Source organism: Promicromonospora sp. NPDC057138 (assembly GCF_042670845.1).
Classification (GTDB): domain Bacteria; phylum Actinomycetota; class Actinomycetes; order Actinomycetales; family Cellulomonadaceae; genus Promicromonospora.
Genome location: NZ_JBHUUX010000060.1, coordinates 1 through 15,927, shown reverse-complemented (window position 1 = coordinate 15,927; position 15,927 = coordinate 1). Strand labels below are relative to the sequence as shown.

The 15,927-nt window shown below is 71.6% G+C and carries 15 protein-coding genes; 6 read left to right on the top strand and 9 right to left on the bottom strand.

Features of this window, described 5'->3' with window-relative positions:
* Positions 1-5: 5 nt before the first annotated feature.
* Both ACFT2C_RS23445 and ACFT2C_RS23440 read right to left on the bottom strand, forming a co-directional pair.
* A complete protein-coding gene (locus tag ACFT2C_RS23445; RefSeq protein ID WP_377209490.1) occupies positions 6-569 on the bottom strand; it encodes a hypothetical protein in 564 nt (187 codons plus the stop codon).
* 151 nt (positions 570-720) lie between these two features.
* A complete protein-coding gene (locus ACFT2C_RS23440) occupies positions 721-1,419 on the bottom strand; it encodes a TetR/AcrR family transcriptional regulator (protein WP_377209489.1) in 699 nt (232 codons plus the stop codon).
* 100 nt (positions 1,420-1,519) lie between these two features.
* Between ACFT2C_RS23440 and ACFT2C_RS23435 the strand changes: the two genes are divergently transcribed.
* On the top strand, positions 1,520-2,698 hold the full coding sequence (locus tag ACFT2C_RS23435) for an FAD-dependent monooxygenase (protein ID WP_377209488.1): 1,179 nt from the start codon (positions 1,520-1,522) through the stop codon (positions 2,696-2,698).
* Positions 2,699-2,904: 206 nt separating this feature from the next.
* Here the strand turns inward: ACFT2C_RS23435 and ACFT2C_RS23430 are convergent, their stop codons facing one another.
* Positions 2,905-4,341: an MFS transporter gene (locus ACFT2C_RS23430; protein ID WP_377209487.1), complete on the bottom strand. Its 1,437-nt coding sequence runs from the start codon at positions 4,339-4,341 to the stop codon at positions 2,905-2,907.
* A 154-nt stretch (positions 4,342-4,495) separates the two neighbouring features.
* Between ACFT2C_RS23430 and ACFT2C_RS23425 the strand changes: the two genes are divergently transcribed.
* Positions 4,496-4,864 (top strand): YciI family protein, encoded by a 369-nt coding sequence (locus ACFT2C_RS23425; protein ID WP_377209486.1) that lies wholly within the window; start codon positions 4,496-4,498, stop codon positions 4,862-4,864.
* The gene (locus ACFT2C_RS23420; protein ID WP_377209485.1) at positions 4,861-6,123 is read left to right on the top strand and encodes an RNA polymerase sigma factor; all 1,263 of its coding nucleotides are present in this window, start codon (positions 4,861-4,863) and stop codon (positions 6,121-6,123) included. Before ACFT2C_RS23425 ends, ACFT2C_RS23420 begins: the two co-directional genes overlap by 4 nt.
* A gap of 42 nt (positions 6,124-6,165) precedes the next feature.
* Here the strand turns inward: ACFT2C_RS23420 and ACFT2C_RS23415 are convergent, their stop codons facing one another.
* Positions 6,166-7,032: a helix-turn-helix transcriptional regulator gene (locus tag ACFT2C_RS23415; RefSeq protein ID WP_377209484.1), complete on the bottom strand. Its 867-nt coding sequence runs from the start codon at positions 7,030-7,032 to the stop codon at positions 6,166-6,168.
* Between the two features lie 100 nt (positions 7,033-7,132).
* Between ACFT2C_RS23415 and ACFT2C_RS23410 the strand changes: the two genes are divergently transcribed.
* The gene (locus ACFT2C_RS23410) at positions 7,133-7,825 is read left to right on the top strand and encodes an SDR family NAD(P)-dependent oxidoreductase (RefSeq protein ID WP_377209483.1); all 693 of its coding nucleotides are present in this window, start codon (positions 7,133-7,135) and stop codon (positions 7,823-7,825) included.
* 118 nt (positions 7,826-7,943) lie between these two features.
* On the opposite strand, the gene ACFT2C_RS23405 is transcribed toward ACFT2C_RS23410, so the two are convergent.
* The 5 genes from ACFT2C_RS23405 to ACFT2C_RS23385 all read right to left on the bottom strand — a co-directional run bounded on the left by ACFT2C_RS23405 (position 7,944) and on the right by ACFT2C_RS23385 (position 13,255).
* Positions 7,944-8,900: a glycosyl hydrolase family 32 gene (locus ACFT2C_RS23405; protein WP_377209482.1), complete on the bottom strand. Its 957-nt coding sequence runs from the start codon at positions 8,898-8,900 to the stop codon at positions 7,944-7,946.
* Between the two features lie 2 nt (positions 8,901-8,902).
* Positions 8,903-9,802, bottom strand: coding sequence for a carbohydrate ABC transporter permease (locus ACFT2C_RS23400; protein WP_377209481.1), 900 nt, complete (start codon positions 9,800-9,802; stop codon positions 8,903-8,905).
* 2 nt (positions 9,803-9,804) lie between these two features.
* Positions 9,805-10,767, bottom strand: coding sequence for a carbohydrate ABC transporter permease (locus tag ACFT2C_RS23395; RefSeq protein ID WP_377209480.1), 963 nt, complete (start codon positions 10,765-10,767; stop codon positions 9,805-9,807).
* 66 nt (positions 10,768-10,833) lie between these two features.
* On the bottom strand, positions 10,834-12,090 hold the full coding sequence (locus ACFT2C_RS23390) for an extracellular solute-binding protein (protein ID WP_377209479.1): 1,257 nt from the start codon (positions 12,088-12,090) through the stop codon (positions 10,834-10,836).
* A 97-nt stretch (positions 12,091-12,187) separates the two neighbouring features.
* Positions 12,188-13,255: a LacI family DNA-binding transcriptional regulator gene (locus ACFT2C_RS23385; RefSeq protein ID WP_377209478.1), complete on the bottom strand. Its 1,068-nt coding sequence runs from the start codon at positions 13,253-13,255 to the stop codon at positions 12,188-12,190.
* A 564-nt stretch (positions 13,256-13,819) separates the two neighbouring features.
* On the opposite strand from ACFT2C_RS23385, the gene ACFT2C_RS23380 reads away from it, so the two are divergent.
* On the top strand, positions 13,820-15,166 hold the full coding sequence (locus tag ACFT2C_RS23380) for an enolase C-terminal domain-like protein (protein WP_377209477.1): 1,347 nt from the start codon (positions 13,820-13,822) through the stop codon (positions 15,164-15,166).
* Positions 15,153-15,857, top strand: coding sequence for a FadR/GntR family transcriptional regulator (locus ACFT2C_RS23375; protein WP_377209476.1), 705 nt, complete (start codon positions 15,153-15,155; stop codon positions 15,855-15,857). Before ACFT2C_RS23380 ends, ACFT2C_RS23375 begins: the two co-directional genes overlap by 14 nt.
* The last annotated feature ends 70 nt before the right edge of the window (positions 15,858-15,927 follow it).

Below are 15,927 nucleotides of genomic sequence, written 5' to 3'. Positions count from 1 at the left end.
CGACCTCAGTCGCAGGCGTCGCACCGCCCGGTTGCGGGAAGCTGCATGTAGCAGCCGGGGCAGCTCGCGGGGGCGGCGTCGGGCGCGTGCGCGAACGTGTTGGTCTGCGTTCCCGAGAACCCGGCCATCAGGACGCGCTTGTACCCGCCGCCGGCCTGCTGGACGTCGACGAAGCCCTTGTTGAAGAAGGCTGTCGCCTCCTGTCCGGGGCCGGGCGAGACCGCGACGTACGAGCGGGACGACGGGATCCAGATGCGGGTCTTGTCGAGCCCCTCGGCGATCTCGCGCATGACGGGCCGGTGCACCTGCGGGATCGGCAGCGCCTCGAGGGCCGCCTCGAACGAGTCGAAGTCGTCGTGGCTGGCCGTGGAAAGGGCCACGAGGCAGGTCTTGCACACCTTGAACTTCTGCCTGTCGAGCTCGGTCGCGGGCTGAAGAGAAGCCAGGCGATCCGCGGACAGGTGCTGGCAGTCCTTGCCGTGCAGGACCTTGCCGTATGGGACCCGGAAGAGACGCTCTACCGGGATCTCTGCTCCTGCCACCGCAGGGGTCTCGCTGGACGTAGTCACCGGTTAAGTATCGCTGCTGGATCGGCCCAGCGGGGACACGAGTTTCAACCGCGCCACGGCGGGCCGTTTTGACCGTCAGCTGGGGTGCGCCCGTGCGGACGGCCCCGAAGGCCGCCAGCGCCTCGGCCAGCAGATCGGCGGCCATCGCGACCTACGCCCGTTCCGCGATCAGGGCGGCGACGCCGTCCAGGATGCGCTCCAGGCCGAAGCGCAGGGCGTCGTCGCGCTGCCCGCTCTCGCCCGCGGCCGCGAACGCGGCCGCCGTCTGCGGGTACCGGTCGGCGTGGGCGGCGAGGATCGGCCCGAGCTGGTCGGCCAGCACGGCCTCCGGGTCGTCGCCCGCGGCCGCCTGCTGGACGCTGCCGCGGACGTGGTTGGAGATGAGCGCGAGCACGTCGAGCGCCTCGGAGCCGTGCAGTGGCGTCGCCTGTAGCGCGCCGACGCCCCGCTCGAACCAGTCGAGCTCGTGCGGCCCGGGCGTGCGCCGTCCGAGAGTGAGGTCGAGCGTCCAGGGGCGGGCCGACATCCGCTCGTGCATGGCCAGCCCCCAGCGCAGCAGCCGAGGCCGCCAGCCGGCCGGCCCGCGGCTCGCCGGCGGCGCGCCCAGCGCCTGGTCGAGCATGAGCGCCGTCAGCTCGCTCTTGCCGGGCACGTAGCGGTAGAGCGCCATCTTCGCCGCGCCCAGCTCGTCGGCGACCCGCTGCATGGTCACGGCGTCGAGCCCCTCGGCGTCGGCCACGGCGATCGCGGCGGCGACCACCTCGTCGAGAGCGAACTTCGGCCGTGGCCCGCGTTTGCGCTGGCCTTCCTCCGGCCACAGGACGCTCGCGACGGGGTCCGCGTGCTCCATCTCGCCTCCCGGCGCGTCTCGATGAACTCCCTTGTATCTGCGTCCAGCGTACGCTACTTTAATCGCGTCCCTGATACGCAGTTAACTCTCTGGAGGAATCATGAGCGCGAAGGTACTGATCTCGGGCGCCAGCATCGGCGGCCCGGCGCTGGCGCTGTGGCTGGGCCGCAACGGCTACGACGTCACGGTCGTCGAGAAGTCGCCGGCGGTGCGGGCGGGCGGGCAGGCTGTCGACTTCAAGGGCCGCACCCACCGCATGGTGCTGGACCGGATGGGCATCTGGGACGACGTCGTCGCCGCGCAGACGGCCAAGACGGACACCCGGCTGGTCGACGGCGCCGGCCGGGTCAAGGCCGTCATTCCCGGCGAGTTCGTGGGCGGCGACGTGGAGATCGCGCGCGGCGACCTGGCCGCTGTCCTCCATGCGCACAGCGCCGCCGACGCCGACTACGTGTTCGACGACGAGATAGTCGCCCTGCGCCCGACCACCGACGGGGTCGACGTCAGCTTCGCCCGGCGCCCGAGCGAGCGGTTCGACCTCGTCGTCGGCGCCGACGGCATCCATTCCGCGGTGCGGGCGCTGGCGTTCGGGCCGGAGGAGGAGCACGTTCAGGGCCTCGGCCACTACTACGCCGTCGCCGACGCGGCCGTGCCGACCCACGACCTCGTCACCGAGCTGCCCGACGGCCGGGCCGTCGCCTACGGCTACAACGAGCCGGGTCGCTACGTCGCGCTCGGCGGGTCGAAGGCGCCCCAGCTCTTCGTCTTCCGCGCCGCGAGCGCCGACTACGACCGGCGCGACGTCGACTCCCAGAAGCGCTTCCTCGCGGACCACTTCCGCGACGTCGGCTGGCGCGTCCCGGAGGTGCTCGAGGCCGCGCTGGGCGCCTCCGAGTTCTACCTCGACGCGCTCGCGCGCACGACCATGACCGGCTACACCCGCGACCGGGTGGCCCTGGTCGGGGACGCGGGCTACGCCAACACGCTCGGCGGGTTCGGCACCGGGCTGGCGCTGGTGGGCGCCTACGTCCTGGCCGGCGAGCTGGTCGCGGCGGGCGGCGACCACCCGGCCGCGCTCGCCGCCTACGACCGGCGGATGCGGCCGCTGACGAAGATCGCCCGGAGCGGCAGCGCGGGGCCGTTCCTCGCGCCGCCGTCGGGCTGGCGAATCCGGGCGCGCGACCTGACGTTCTCCAGCCCGGTGCTCTTCGGCGCGATGATGAAGCTGACCGACTTCTTCGCCACCGACGACAGCCTGCCCGCCTATCCCCTGCGGTGATCGCGCCACCGCCGGAGGGCGCGCGCCGCGTGCCCCTCGATGTGATGCCCTACCCCTACGGCGTCGAACCGCAACCTACGTGTCCCCGTGATCGTCCAGACGAAGGTTGTCAGTCCATAGCAGGCTCAGTGGACGTGCTCCTTGCGGCTCGACGCCGCCGGTGACTCACGACTAGCGGTTCGACGCCGCGACCCGCCGCTATGGACTCACAACGTGCGGATCGACGCCGCCGCCCGCTCCCGCCGTCCCGCAGCGACCATCCCGCCCACCGTCAGGGCCGCGCAGAGCACCAGCACGCCGGCGCCTACCGGCCCGACGAGGTGCAGGGCCCCCACGAGCGAGCCGCTCCCGGTCTCCATGTGGGGTGCCGCGAGCCGCCCGACGGTCCCGAGCAGGGCGATGCCGATCGCCGAGCCCAGGTGGTTTCCCGTCTCGGCGAGCGCCGCGGCGCGGGCGGTCGCTTCCGGCGGCGCGGCCGATATGAGGCGCTGGGTGCCGAACGTGAAGAGCGGCGCGCACCCGAACCCGGTGACGGTGTACGCCGCGATCAGGGGAAGGAGTGGCTGATCGCGGCTCACCAGGGTGAGCAGCAGCGCGCCGGCGGCGGACACCAGGAGCCCGCCGGGGATCAGGACCTCGGCCGGGATCCGGCGGTTCAGGACGGTCGCGACCTGCGTCCCGACGGCGATGCCCAGCGCCATCGGGGCGAACGCGATGGCGGCGGCCAGCGGCGTCATCCCGGCGTCGGACTGGAGGTACTGGGTGGCCCAGAACCCGGTCCCGGCGAGCACCACGGCCGCCAGGGTGAGGGAGCCGACCGTGGTGGCGACGACCGGGGTCGCCAGGACCCGCAGGTCGAGCAGCGGCGCCTCGGCGGTGAGCTGACGCCGGACGAACCCGGTCCCGGCGACCAGCGCGCCGACGCCGGCCGCGACCACGAGCGCGCCGGGGGCGCCCGAGCCTGGGATCGCCGCCTTGATCACCACGAACACGCACGCGAGCGCCGCGACGAGGAGCCCGGCCCCGAGCCCGTCGACGCGCTGGGCGGCGGCGGGGTCGACGTGCTCGGGCAGCCATCGCGGCCCGAGCACCAGCACGGCGAGCCCCACTGGAACGGCGATCAGGAAGACGGAGCCCCACCACCACTGGTGCAGCATCACGCCGCCGATCACGGGTCCGAGCGAGGCGAACGCGAACTGGGTCGTGGCCCACGCCCCGATGGCCTGGCCACGCTGCTTCTCGTCCGGGAAGAGCTCGCTGATGAGCGCGAGTGTCGACGGCATCAGGGTTGCGCCCGCGACCGCCTGCAGCACCCGGGCGAGGATCAGCACCTCGGCGCTGGGGGCGAACGCCGCGAGCAGGGAGGCCAGCAGGAACCCGGCAGACCCGAGCAGGAGCAGGCGGCGGCGTCCGACGCGGTCGCCGACGGCGCCCGCCACGATGGCGAGCACGCCGACCACGAGGCCGTAGACGTCGCTGATCCACAGCTGCTCGGCCGGGCCGACGTCCAGGTCGATCGTCAGCTCGGGCAGTGCCAGGAACAGGACGTTGATGTCGACGGCGACCACCGCCGTCGGCAGGAGGAGCAGGATCATTCCGCGCCATGCGCGGGTGGCGGGATCGTGCGGCTGGGCGGTTCTCACGAGTTGTCTCATGCCCGTTGGTCGTCACGGGTGGCCGGTTCTCGACAAGACCGGCGAAGATTTCTTCTGGTCGGCTGTCGCATCCGCCGTGACCGTGCCGACCAAGGGGTACGACGACGGCAGAGCGCCGCCGGATCCGAAACCAGGAGGAACCATGAAGTACCTGATCCTGATGCAGGTCGACCCCACCGTCCTCGAGCAGCTCACGCCCGAGCAGGGCCAGCAGATCGAGGAGGGCCACGCCGCGTTCATGGCGCACACCAAGGAGCGCGGTGAGTTCATCGGCACGCAGGCGCTGGCCGACCCGAGCCAGTCGAAAGTAGTGCGGTCCGTGGCCGGGGCCCCGCAGACGAGCGACGGGCCGTTCGCCGAGGCCAAGGAGTACCTCGGCGGTTTCTATCTGCTCGACGTCGAGGACGAGGCGCGGGCGCTGGAGCTCGCCCGCATGATCCCGGACGCCACCATCGACGGCCTGGCCCTGGAAGTGCGGCCGGTGATGTTCAGCGACTTCGCGGACCTGTGACACCTGCGACCACCGAGGGCGAGGACCTGCTGCGCGACCTGGCGCCGCAGGTCCTCGCCCGGCTCGTGCGCACCTACGGCACGGGCCAGTTCGACGTCTGCGAGGACGCCGTCCAGGACGCGCTGCTGGCGGCGTACCGCCAGTGGCCGGCCGATCCGCCGTCGGACCCCCTGGCCTGGCTCGTCACCGCGGCCCGACGGCGGTACGTGGACCGCATCCGGTCGGACAGCCGGCGCCGGGACCGGGAGGCCCGCGAGGCTCTCCTGGCCGAACCGCTGCGGGGACCGCTGGACGAGCCCCTGGCCAGCGCGGACGCGGCGCTCTCCCCCGCCGACGACAGCCTGCTCCTGCTCCAGCTCTGCTGCCATCCCGCGCTGCCCCGGCCCGCGCAGGTCGCTCTGACGTTGCGCGCGGTGGCCGGCCTGACGACGGCGCAGATCGCGAACGTCCACCAGCTCCCCGAGGCGACCGTCGCGCAGCGCATCACGCGCGCCAAGCGGCGGCTGACGGAGCTGGGCGGCTCCCTGCCGCACCCGCGGGACGCGGCCGAGCGGCTCGGCCCCGTGCTCGACGTGCTCTACGCCATGCTCACCGAGGCGCACCACACGACGTCGGGCACACCGGCCCGCGACACCGACCTGGCGGCCGAGGCCATCCACCTCGCGCGGCTGCTGCGCCGTGCCCTGCCGGACGACCCCGAGGTGGCCGGGCTGCTGGCGCTCATGCTGCTCACCGAGTCGCGCGGGCCCGCGCGCCAGGCGGCCGACGGCACCCTGGTCCCGCTCGACGAGCAGGACCGGACCCGCTGGGACCGGTCGCTCGCGCGCGAGGGGATCGCCCTGGTCGAGGCGACGGCGCCCGGCGCGGCACCCGGCCCGTACCTGCTGCAGGCCTGCATCGCGGCACTGCACGCCCAGGCGCCCGACGCCGGCTCGACGGACTGGGCCGAGATCCTCGCGCTCTACGACGTCCTGCAGATCGTGACCGGGCACCGGAACCCGACGATCGCCCTGAACCGGATAGTGGCCGAGGCCCAGGTGCACGGCGACGGCGCCGCGCTGGGCTCGCTCGACCGGCTGGAGCAGGCGCACCCCGGCCTGCCCCGGCTCGACGCCGTCCGCGCGCACCTGCTGGAGCGGCTGGGCCGGGAGGCCGAGGCGGCCGAGGCCTACCGCCGGGCCGCGCGCGCCACGCGCAACCTCGCCGAGCAGCAGTACCTGCTGCGGCGCCTGCGGACGCTCACCAGTACGGCGGGCTAGCCGCCCGCCCGCACAGCGGAGCACCTCAGCACCGTGCGAACCTCAGCTCCCCGCCGCCATGGCCGTGACGGCGGCGACGCGCAGGAAGTCGAGCTTCTCGGCAGCCTCGGACCCCGTGGGAGCCGTGTAGGCGATGATTTTCAGGTCGGAGCCTGCGACGCTGAACGAGTCGCAGTCGAGCTCGATGTCCCCGACGACGTCGTTCCGAATCATCTTCCGCTCGGACCGGTGCTCCCCCACGGCGCCGCTCTCCCACAGCCTGCGGAACCGCTCGCTCGACGCCAGCAGCTCCTCGACCAGGGCCTTCACCCCGCGATCGGCGGGGTACCGGCCGTGCACCCGCCGGAGGTCGCCCACCAGCGACGCTTCGAAGGCTTCGATTCCGCCGGACTGGTAGACGACCGTCCCCCTGCCGTCGTTCAGGGCGGGACCGATGAACAGTGACCGCATGAGGTTGGGCCTGCCGTTGCGGGGCTGGACCGGCTCGCCGAGGAGGGCTGCCCAGAGCGGGCTCCAGGTGACGAGGTCCCACGACGCCGTGAAGACAGCCAGCGGTACCTCGCCGAGGCGGGCGATCAGCCGCTGCACGCCGGGCGGGATGTGGTCGGGTACCTCGCCGAGCGACGGCGGGAGGAGCCCGGCGACTACGAAGAGGTGGTCGCGCTCCTCGTCGGTGAGCTGGAGCGCCCGGGCGAGCGACGCCGCGACCTGGCTGGACGGTCGCCGGGCGCGCCCCTGCTCCAGACGCACTATGTAGTCGACGCTCAGCCCGGCCAGCGAGGCGAGCTCCTCGCGCCGCAGCCCCGCCGTCCGCCGCGCGTGGTCGTTGGGGAAGCCCACGTCGAGGGGCGAGAGGCGGTCACGCCACGCATGGAGAAGCGTCCCGAGGTCACCGTGCAGATCGCGCATGCTCCAGTCTCACATCGACGGCGGGATCCTGGGTGGTACTGCCAGTCCGTACGAACAGGCGGGCCTGGTCCCTCCCGCGGCACCGCCGCAGGATCAGAGCATGACGACAACACTGATCACCGGGGCCAACAAGAGCCTCGGCCAGGAGACCGCTCGCCGCCTCATCAAGGCCGGGCACACCGTGTGGATGAGTGCCCGCGACCCGGAGCGCGGTCAGCGGGCCGCGAACGCCCTCGGCGGCCGGTTCCTGCAGCTCGACGTGACGAGCGATACGTCCGTGGCCCGCGCCGCGGAGACGATCGCGGCGGCGGGCGGCATCGACGTCCTCATCAACAACGCCGGCATCCCCGGTCCGTTCAGCCCGGCCGAGGAGCTCACTGCGGACGACGCCCTGACCGTCTACGACACCAACGTCTTCGGCATCATCCGCATGGTCCGCGCCTTCGCGCCCATCCTCCGGCGGTCGAGCGCCCCGACGATCGTCAACGTGACCAGCGGCCTGGGGTCGTTCGGCGCCGTACACGACCCTGAGCGGATCGCGTTCAAGATCAACGCGCCGCTGTACGCGTCGTCGAAGTCGGCGGTCACGATGCTTACCGTGCAGTACGCCAGGGCGTTCCCGGGGATGCGCATCAACGCAGCCGACCCTGGCTACACCGCTACCGACTTCAACGCGCACAGCGGCACGCAGACCGTCCAGGAGGGCACCGACGCGATAGTCGAGCTGGCGACCCGCGGCGGCAAGGGCCCGACCGGCACATTCATCGACCGCCACGGCGTCGCGCCGTTCTGACTTGCAGGAAGCCCCACGAGACGCCCCCGCCCCTGGCACGGAGCTGACTCGCATTCAGCAGGCTTTGAAGAGCCATCCACCGCCCGACAACGGCAGCCTGGCGCCTGCTGAATCGAAGTCAGCCCGGCTCCGGCGGGCCGACCAGCAGCTTCCCGTTCGCCCACCGGACGGGCAGCGGGTCGCTGACGCTCCCCACGAATTCCCCGTCGAGGCCGTCGTGGTGGAAAGCGAGCAGCACCCACTGGCCGTCACGGCGACGTACCAGCTTGCCGCTGTACAGGCTGGAGTCGGTCACCTGCTGCGCGGCGGCGACGTCGAACGGGCCCAGCACCGAGGCCGCGGGCGCCACCCACACCCCGCCCGTCGTCCTCTGGGCGCGGTCGGCCGCCATGTCCCCCGCCATGCACGAGAACAGCAGCACCGGCACGCCGTCGACCACCTCGACCTGCATGACCTCGAGCTGCCCGAAGCCCTGCCCCGGCTCGGTGAGCGGCGGCCGCAGCTCCCAGGTCCGCAGGTCGGGCGACCAGGCGTGCCCCACGACGCCGCGGTCGTCCGCCGGCCCCGTGCGGGCCCGCGCCGTGATCAGCATGTGCCAGCCGTCCCCGTCCGGGTCCGGGAGCACCCAGGGGTCGCGGAACGCCTCGTCGTGCCACTGGCCGTCGGCGAGCGTCTCGTACCAGCGCGGGTCGGCTTCCAGCACCGGGTTCTCCGGCGCCTTGTGCCAGGTCATCAGGTCCGACGACGTCGCGTAGCCGATGCGCTGCACGTTGCCCGCGGGCGTGAGCGTCGCGCCGGTGTAGAAGAGGAACCATGTGCCGTCGGGATGCCGCACGACCGAGCCGGTCCAGGTGGCCAGGTCGTCCCAGGCGGGCGCGTCCGAACGCACGAGGACGTCCGCCACGCGGGTCCAGCTCACCAGGTCGTCGGAGACGGCGTGGCCGATCGACGCGCGGTAGTGGCGGGCGTCCGGCTCGTGCAGGGCACGCGACGCGTAGAGGAAGAACAGGTGGTGCTGCTCGCCGTCGTCGGCGAACCAGAAGTCCCACACCCAGGAGTCGGGGAGAACGAACATCGTCAACCTTTCACACCGCTGGCGGCGACGCTGCTCACGAACGCACGCTGAAAGGACAGGAACACGACCAGGACCGGGAGGGTGATGAGCGACGTGTACGCCATGACCTCGCCCCAGGCCGTGTTGAGCTGGAAGAAGTACTGCATGCCGACCATGACGGGGCGGAGCTCCTCCTGCTGGACCACCATCAGCGGCCAGAGGTACTGGTTCCAAGCCGGCAGGAAGGTCAGGATCGCGACCGTCGCGAACGCCGGGCCGGCGAGCGGGACGATGATCCGGCGGTAGATCGTGAACCAGCCGGCGCCGTCGATCCGGGCCGCCTCGTCGAGCGACTTGGGGATCGTGGAGAAGTACTGGGTGAACAGGAAGATCGAGAACGCGTTCGCGATGAACGGCACGATCTGCACGTGGTACGAGTTCAGCCAGCCGAAGTCGTACTTGAGCAGCCCGTCCTCCCACACGAGGGTCGGGAGCTTGGAGACCCAGTAGACCATCGGCACGGCGATCGTCTCGAAGGGCACGATCAGCGTGGCGATCACGAGCGCGAGGACCAGCCCGCGCCCGCGCCACTTCAGCCGGGACAGGGCGAACCCCGCCATGCTGTTGACGATCAGCCCCAGCCCGACGACCAGCACGGTCACCAGCACGGAGTTGAACATGAACCGGGCCACCGGGACGCGGTCGAACACCCCGGTGTAGTTGTCGAGGCTGATGTCGCCGACCGGCAGGAAGGCCCGCACGGACGACACGTCGGAGAGGATCTGCCCGTCGGGCTTGAGGCTCGAGACGAACATGAAGACGAGCGGGAACAGGAAGAACGCGGCGAGCGCTGCCATGGCCGTGTACGACCAGATCCGGCGTCGGCGGCGGAGCTGCTTCTCGCCGCGAAGATCGGTACTCATGGTCAGTCCTCGTCTCGGGTCAGGCGGCGCTGGATCAGGGCGATGACCAGGACGATCACGAAGAAGATGAGCGAGATCGTGGCGCCGTAGCCCGTCTCCTGCTCCCGGTATCCCTTGCGCACGGCGTGGTAGACGAGCGTGGTCGTGGAGTTCACGGGTCCGCCCTGCGTCATGACGTCGACCTGGACGAACAGGCCGAGTGCCGCGATGGTGATCGTCACGAGGACGAACACCATCGTCGAGCGCAGGCCCGGCCAGGTGACGTTCGTGAACTGCTGCCACGGCGAGGCACCGTCCATCCGGGCCGCCTCGTACAGCTCCTCGGGGATGGTCTGCAGCCCCGAGAGCCAGATGAGCATGTGGAAGCCGACCGCCTGCCAGATCGACAGGACGATGATCGCGCCGAGCGCGGTGCTCGGGTTGTTGAGCCAGGCCGTGCCGTGCCAGGCGCCGAACGTGATCGTGTCGATGAACGAGTTGATCAGCCCGTCGTCCTGGTACATGAACTTCCAGAGGATCGACACGACGACGATCGACGTGACCACCGGGACGAAGAAGATGACGCGGAACGCCGTCACGCCGCGGACCTTCTGGTTGACGAGCACGGCCAGCACCAGGCCGAGCCCGGCCTGGACCGGGACCACGACCGCCGCGAAGACGAACGTGTTGAGCGTCGAGCGCAGGAACACGGGGTCAGCGGTGAAGGCCCGTACGAAGTTGTCCAGGCCCACGAACCGCGGCGGGTTCGGCGAGATCAGGCGCGCGTTGGTGAACGACAGCCCGAAGGCGAGCAGGACCGGGATCACGAGGAACAGCAGGAGCAGGAGGAGCGCGGGGGCGGCCATCGCCAGGCCTGCCCGCTGCTCGCGGCGGCCGGCGGCGGCCCGGCGCTTGCGGGCGGACGGCCGCCCGGCGAGCGGCTGTCCAGCAGGCGGACCGGTGGGTGCGGTGTCGGTGAGTGTCATGGTGTCGGCTCCGTCCGGGCGTGGGGCAGCCACACGGCCGCCCCACGCCGGTCAGGACGGTCGGGCTTAGAAGCCGTACCCGTCGTTCGACTCGATGTTGGCGTCGATCTCCTGGACCGCGCCGTCGAGCGTGGACTGCACGTCCGCGCCGTTCATGATGTCCTTCGCGGCCTTTTCGAAGGTCGACGAGATCACCGGGTACGCGGGGGTCTCGGGCCGGGCCAGGGCGAACTTCTGGGACAGCTCGACGAACGGGCGCAGGTCGCCGTCCGGGCCGAAGTTCTTGGAGAGCTTCTCCGCGCCCGCGGTCGCCGGGATGACCACCTGCTTGTCGCTGAACTCCGCGATGTACTTGTCCTGGAAGCTGAACTCCAGGTAGGCGCGGGCACCCTCGGGCGACTCGCACGTCGACGAGATGCCCCACTGCCACGAGCCGCCGCCGATCCGGGGGCCGGTCCCGAAGTCCGGCGGGGGCAGGATCAGCAGGTCGTCGCCGACGGCGTCAAGCGAGTCCATCGCGTTCCACACGCCGGTGTAGCTGAGAGCGGCCTTGTCGGAGTTGAACTCCTCGTTGCCGATCGTGCCGTCGGAGCTGGTCCAGCCCTTGTCGAACGCGTCCTGGAACCAGGTGAAGAACTCGACGGCCTCCGGGCCGTTGAGGGCGCCGTCGGCGGACACGTAGGAGTCACGGTCGATCTCGTCGCCGCCCGCGCTCTGCAGCATCGGCGAGTACGCGTACGACCACCACTCCCCCTGGTCCTCGGCGCCGATGTCCAGCGGCGTCTCGTAACCGGCCTTCTTGAGGGTGGCCAGGGCGGCGTCGAACTCGTCGATCGTCCACGGCTCGTCGATCGTCGGGATGCGGACGTCGTTCGCCTCCAGCACCGACTTGCGGGCGAAGACGGACAGGGCGGCGTCCCAGTACCCGGCGCTGTAGATCTCGTCCTGGTAGGAGCCGACGGCGGTCGGCAGCAGCGCGTCCGTGACCTCGGTCGGCAGCTCGAGCGGCTGGATGTAGCCGGCCCACGCCCAGTTCGGGACGATCGGGCCGTCCATGTCGAGCAGGCAGGGGAGGTCGTCCGCGGCGGCCGCCGCGACGATCGCGTCGTTGTAGGCGCCCTGCGGGAACGACTCCTCGACCACCTCGTACTCGTCCTGCGACGCGTTGAAGTCCTTGATGATCTGCTCGTAGACCTCCAGCTCGGCGGGGTTGCCCGCGGAGTGGGTCCACATGGTCAGCTGCACGCGCCCGTCCTCGGACGTCGTGGCGCCCTGGCCGGCCTGGCCGCACGCCGTGAGGGCAAGGGCCCCCACGGCGGACACGGATAGGATCTTTGCGAGGGATCCTCGGTTCATGATGGATTCCTTTCCTGGTGGCCGACGTCCGCGTCGGGTCACCGCTCTGCGACCGCCGAGGCGGTCATGGGGTTGTGTCAGGCTCGTCGCCGGCTGGAGTTGGCGCTGCTGCCGGCGGCGAGCTCACGGAGTCCCGACGGATGATCGGGCACGGCATGAGGTAGGTCTGGTCGGACGCCGGGGGTTCCCGGGCGCCGAGGGCGACCTCGGTCGCCCACCGCCCCATCTCGTAATGGGGCAGAGCGATGGTGGTCAGGGGCGGGTCGAGCTCGCCCGCGACGAGCTGCTGGTCGTCGTAGCCGACGACGGAGAGGTCGGCCGGGATCTCCAGCCCGCGATGGCGTGCCGCGACGTACGCGCCCGCCGCCATCCGGTCGTTGAAGCAGAAGATCGCCGTCGGCCGGCGGTCGGCCGGCAGGTCCAGGAGCCGCTCGGTCGCCGCGCGCCCGCCTGCGGCCGACGTCGCCCCGCCGACGTGCCACGCCGGGTCCGGCGTGATGCCGGCCTCGGCGAGCACCTCCAGGTAGCCCTGGCGGCGCAGGCCCGACGCGACGGGTGGGTGCGGCTCGTCGACGTCGACGTAGGCGATACGCCGGTGCCCCGCGGCGACGAGCTCGCGCACGGCGGCCCGGCCGCCGGCGAGCTCGTCGGGCACGACGGCGGGGTGCCCGCCGTCGGCGGGGCGGCAGTCGAGGAAGACCGACCGGGACGGGAGGTCGTCGGGCGTCTCGACGACCTGGTGCCACATGCAGGCATAGATCATCGCGTCGACCTGCTGGTCGACGAGCGCGCGGATCGCCTCGCGCTCCACGGCCGGGTCGGCCTCGGTGTTCACGAGGAAGACGAGGTGGCCGTGCTCGCGCGCCGCGTCCTGCGCCCCCGCGAGCATGCGGCCGGCGAACGGCGTCGTCGCGATCACGTCCGAGATGAGGCCGAGGGTACGGGTGCGCTGCGTCCGCAGCCCGCGCGCGATCGAGTTCGGCGTGTAGCCGACGGCGGCGGCCGCCTTTCGCACCCGCGCCCGAGTCTCCTCGGAGATGCGCGACCCGGGGCGGTCGTTGAGGACCAGCGAGACGGTACTCGTCGAGACACCGGCCGCGGCGGCGACGTCGGAGATTCGTACCCGTGCCATCCCGTCCTCCTCACGGCGGTGTGAGCCTGCTAAATCGATTGAGCGCATCCTGCACCCGATCCGCGACGCGCGTCAAGCCCCGCCCGGGACCGAGCACGGTCGACTTCGGTCGGATGCACGCCGTGACTTCGGTCGGTTGCAACGCGTCGTCGTGACTTCGGTCGCTTGCTCTGAGATCGGTCAGTTGATTGACCGATCTCAGAGCAACCGACCGAAGTCAATCGCGCGACCGTGCAGGGGACCGAACTCATGGGCACCGTTGGCCTGGGCCTGGCCCAGGTCGGGCCAGGCCAGGTCAGGCCGGGCCAGGCCGGGCCAGGCCAGGCCGGGCCAGGCCGGGCCAGGCCGGGCCAGGCCGGGCCAGGCCGGGCCAGGCCGGGCCAGGCCGGGCCAGGCCGGGCCCGGCCAGGGCAGGGCAGGGCAGGGCAGGGCAGGGCAGGGCAGGGCAGGGCAGGGCAGGGCATTGATCGAACCAATCCCCCGCCGCACACCCCCGCGCCTTGACCCTGACGCCCGCCATACGTAGATTGCTGGCAAACATCTGATGTTTGCAAAGGAGCGGGCATGGCCACGATCACAGGGGTCCGAGTCGAGGACGTGCGGTTCCCGACGTCGGCGACCGCCGACGGCTCCGACGCGATGAACAAGGACGGCGACTACTCTGCGGCCTACGTCGTCCTTGAGACGGATGCCACCGAGCGGACCGGCGCGCCCTTGGGTGGCTACGGCCTGACATTCACGATCGGCCGCGGCAACGACCTAGTCGCCGAGGCCGCACGCCAGCAGGCCGCGCTGCTCGTGGGCCGTGACGTCGACGCGCTCGCCGCGGACATGGGCGCCGTCTACCGCGACCTGACCGCCGACAGCCAGCTGCGCTGGCTCGGGCCCGAGAAGGGCGTGGTGCACCTGTCGCTGGCCGCTGTGCTCAACGCGGCCTGGGACCTGGTGGCGCGCCGCGCGGGCAAGCCGCTGTGGCGCCTGCTGGTCGACATGACCCCCGAGGAGCTGGTCGGCATCGCCGACCTGCGGTACCTCTCCGACGCGCTGACCCGCGACGAGGCGCTGGCGATCCTCCGCGCGCGCGAGGGCACCAAGCAGGAGCGCCTCGCGTACCTGGAGCAGACCGGCTACCCCGTGTACACGACGTCGGCCGGGTGGCTCGGCTACAGCGACGACAAGCTCCGGCGGCTGTGCCAGGAGGCCGTCGACGCCGGGTACCAGCACGTGAAGCTCAAGGTCGGGGCGAACCTCGAGGAGGACGTCCGCCGGCTGACGATCGCGCGGGAGGTGCTGGGCCCCGACCGCGCCCTGATGATCGACGCCAACCAGGTCTGGGACGTGCCGCAGGCTATCGAGTGGATGCGCGAGCTGGCCCGGTTCGACCCGCTGTGGATCGAGGAGCCGACGTCGCCCGACGACATCCTGGGGCACGCCGCCGTCCGCCGCGCCGTCGCGCCGATCGGGGTGGCCACGGGCGAGCACTGCCACAACCGCGTGATGTTCAAGCAGCTCTTCCAGGCCGAGGCCATCGACTACTGCCAGCTCGACACCGGGCGGCTCGCGAGCATCAACGAGATAGTCGCCGTCCTGCTGCTCGCGGCGAAGTTCGGCGTCCCGGTGTGCCCGCACGCGGGCGGCGTCGGCCTGTGCGAGATGGTGCAGCACGTCTCCGTGCTGGACTACGTGGCGATCGGCGGCGACCTCACGGGGCGCGTGACCGAGTACGTGGACCACCTGCACGAGCACTTCACCGACCCGTGCGTCGTCGCGGACAAGGGCGCGGGCACCGCGTACGTGCTGCCGGCCCGGCCGGGCTACTCCACGCAGATGTACGAGGAGTCCCTGGACGAGTTCCGGTTTCCGCACGGGTCCTACTGGGTGCGCGATACTGCCGACCATGTCCCGCACTGACGAGGTAGTCGACGGCATCCGCAGGATGATCCTCGACGGACGCCTGAAGCCCGGCGACCGGCTGCCGGTCGAGAAGGACCTGGCCGACACGCTCCAGGTCTCCCGCGGATCGCTGCGGGAGGGAGTGCGCGCGCTGTCGATCCTCGGCGTCGTGCATACCCGCCAGGGTGACGGCACCTACGTCACCAGCCTCGACCCCGCCCGGCTGCTCTCCCCCATGGGCCTGGTCCTCGACCTGCAGGACGACGGCGCCATGCCCGCGTTCCACAGCGTGCGCCGCGTGCTGGAGACGGAGGCCGCAGGCCTGGCCGCGGTCCGGATGCCCGACGCCGCCGTCGCCGAGGCGCGAGCGATCCTGGACCGGGTCCCGGAGATCATGCACGGCGGGTCGGTGGACCACGACCGGTTCATCGAGATCGACATCGCGTTCCACCGCGTCATCGCGGCGCACACCGGCAACCCGGTGCTGGAGGCGCTCATCGAGTCGTTCGCGGGCCGCACCGTCCGGGCCCGGCTGTGGCGCGGCCTGCACACCGAGGGCATCGAGGAGCGCACGCACGGCGAGCACGAGGCCATCTGGGGCGCACTCGCCGCGCACGACCCGGAAGCGGCCCGGATCCGGATGGCGAGCCACCTCCTGGGCGTCGAGGACTCGCTCCCCAAACCCGAGAACCTGGACGAAGCCCCCTGACCCGTCGCAAGGCTCCGGTGGTCGAGGGGCTCCGGTGGTCGAGCTTGTCGAGACCTGGTCTCGACAAGCT

Coding starts and splice junctions, on each gene's coding strand:
- ACFT2C_RS23435 (WP_377209488.1), top strand. CDS start 1,520: ATGAGCGCGAAGGTACTGATCTCGGGCGCCAGCATCGGCGGCCCGGCG.
- ACFT2C_RS23425 (WP_377209486.1), top strand. CDS start 4,496: ATGAAGTACCTGATCCTGATGCAGGTCGACCCCACCGTCCTCGAGCAG.
- ACFT2C_RS23410 (WP_377209483.1), top strand. CDS start 7,133: ATGACGACAACACTGATCACCGGGGCCAACAAGAGCCTCGGCCAGGAG.
- ACFT2C_RS23375 (WP_377209476.1), top strand. CDS start 15,153: ATGTCCCGCACTGACGAGGTAGTCGACGGCATCCGCAGGATGATCCTC.
- ACFT2C_RS23380 (WP_377209477.1), top strand. CDS start 13,820: ATGGCCACGATCACAGGGGTCCGAGTCGAGGACGTGCGGTTCCCGACG.
- ACFT2C_RS23415 (WP_377209484.1), bottom strand. CDS start 7,032: ATGCGCGATCTGCACGGTGACCTCGGGACGCTTCTCCATGCGTGGCGT.
- ACFT2C_RS23395 (WP_377209480.1), bottom strand. CDS start 10,767: ATGACACTCACCGACACCGCACCCACCGGTCCGCCTGCTGGACAGCCG.
- ACFT2C_RS23385 (WP_377209478.1), bottom strand. CDS start 13,255: ATGGCACGGGTACGAATCTCCGACGTCGCCGCCGCGGCCGGTGTCTCG.
- ACFT2C_RS23400 (WP_377209481.1), bottom strand. CDS start 9,802: ATGAGTACCGATCTTCGCGGCGAGAAGCAGCTCCGCCGCCGACGCCGG.
- ACFT2C_RS23405 (WP_377209482.1), bottom strand. CDS start 8,900: ATGTTCGTTCTCCCCGACTCCTGGGTGTGGGACTTCTGGTTCGCCGAC.
- ACFT2C_RS23440 (WP_377209489.1), bottom strand. CDS start 1,419: ATGGAGCACGCGGACCCCGTCGCGAGCGTCCTGTGGCCGGAGGAAGGC.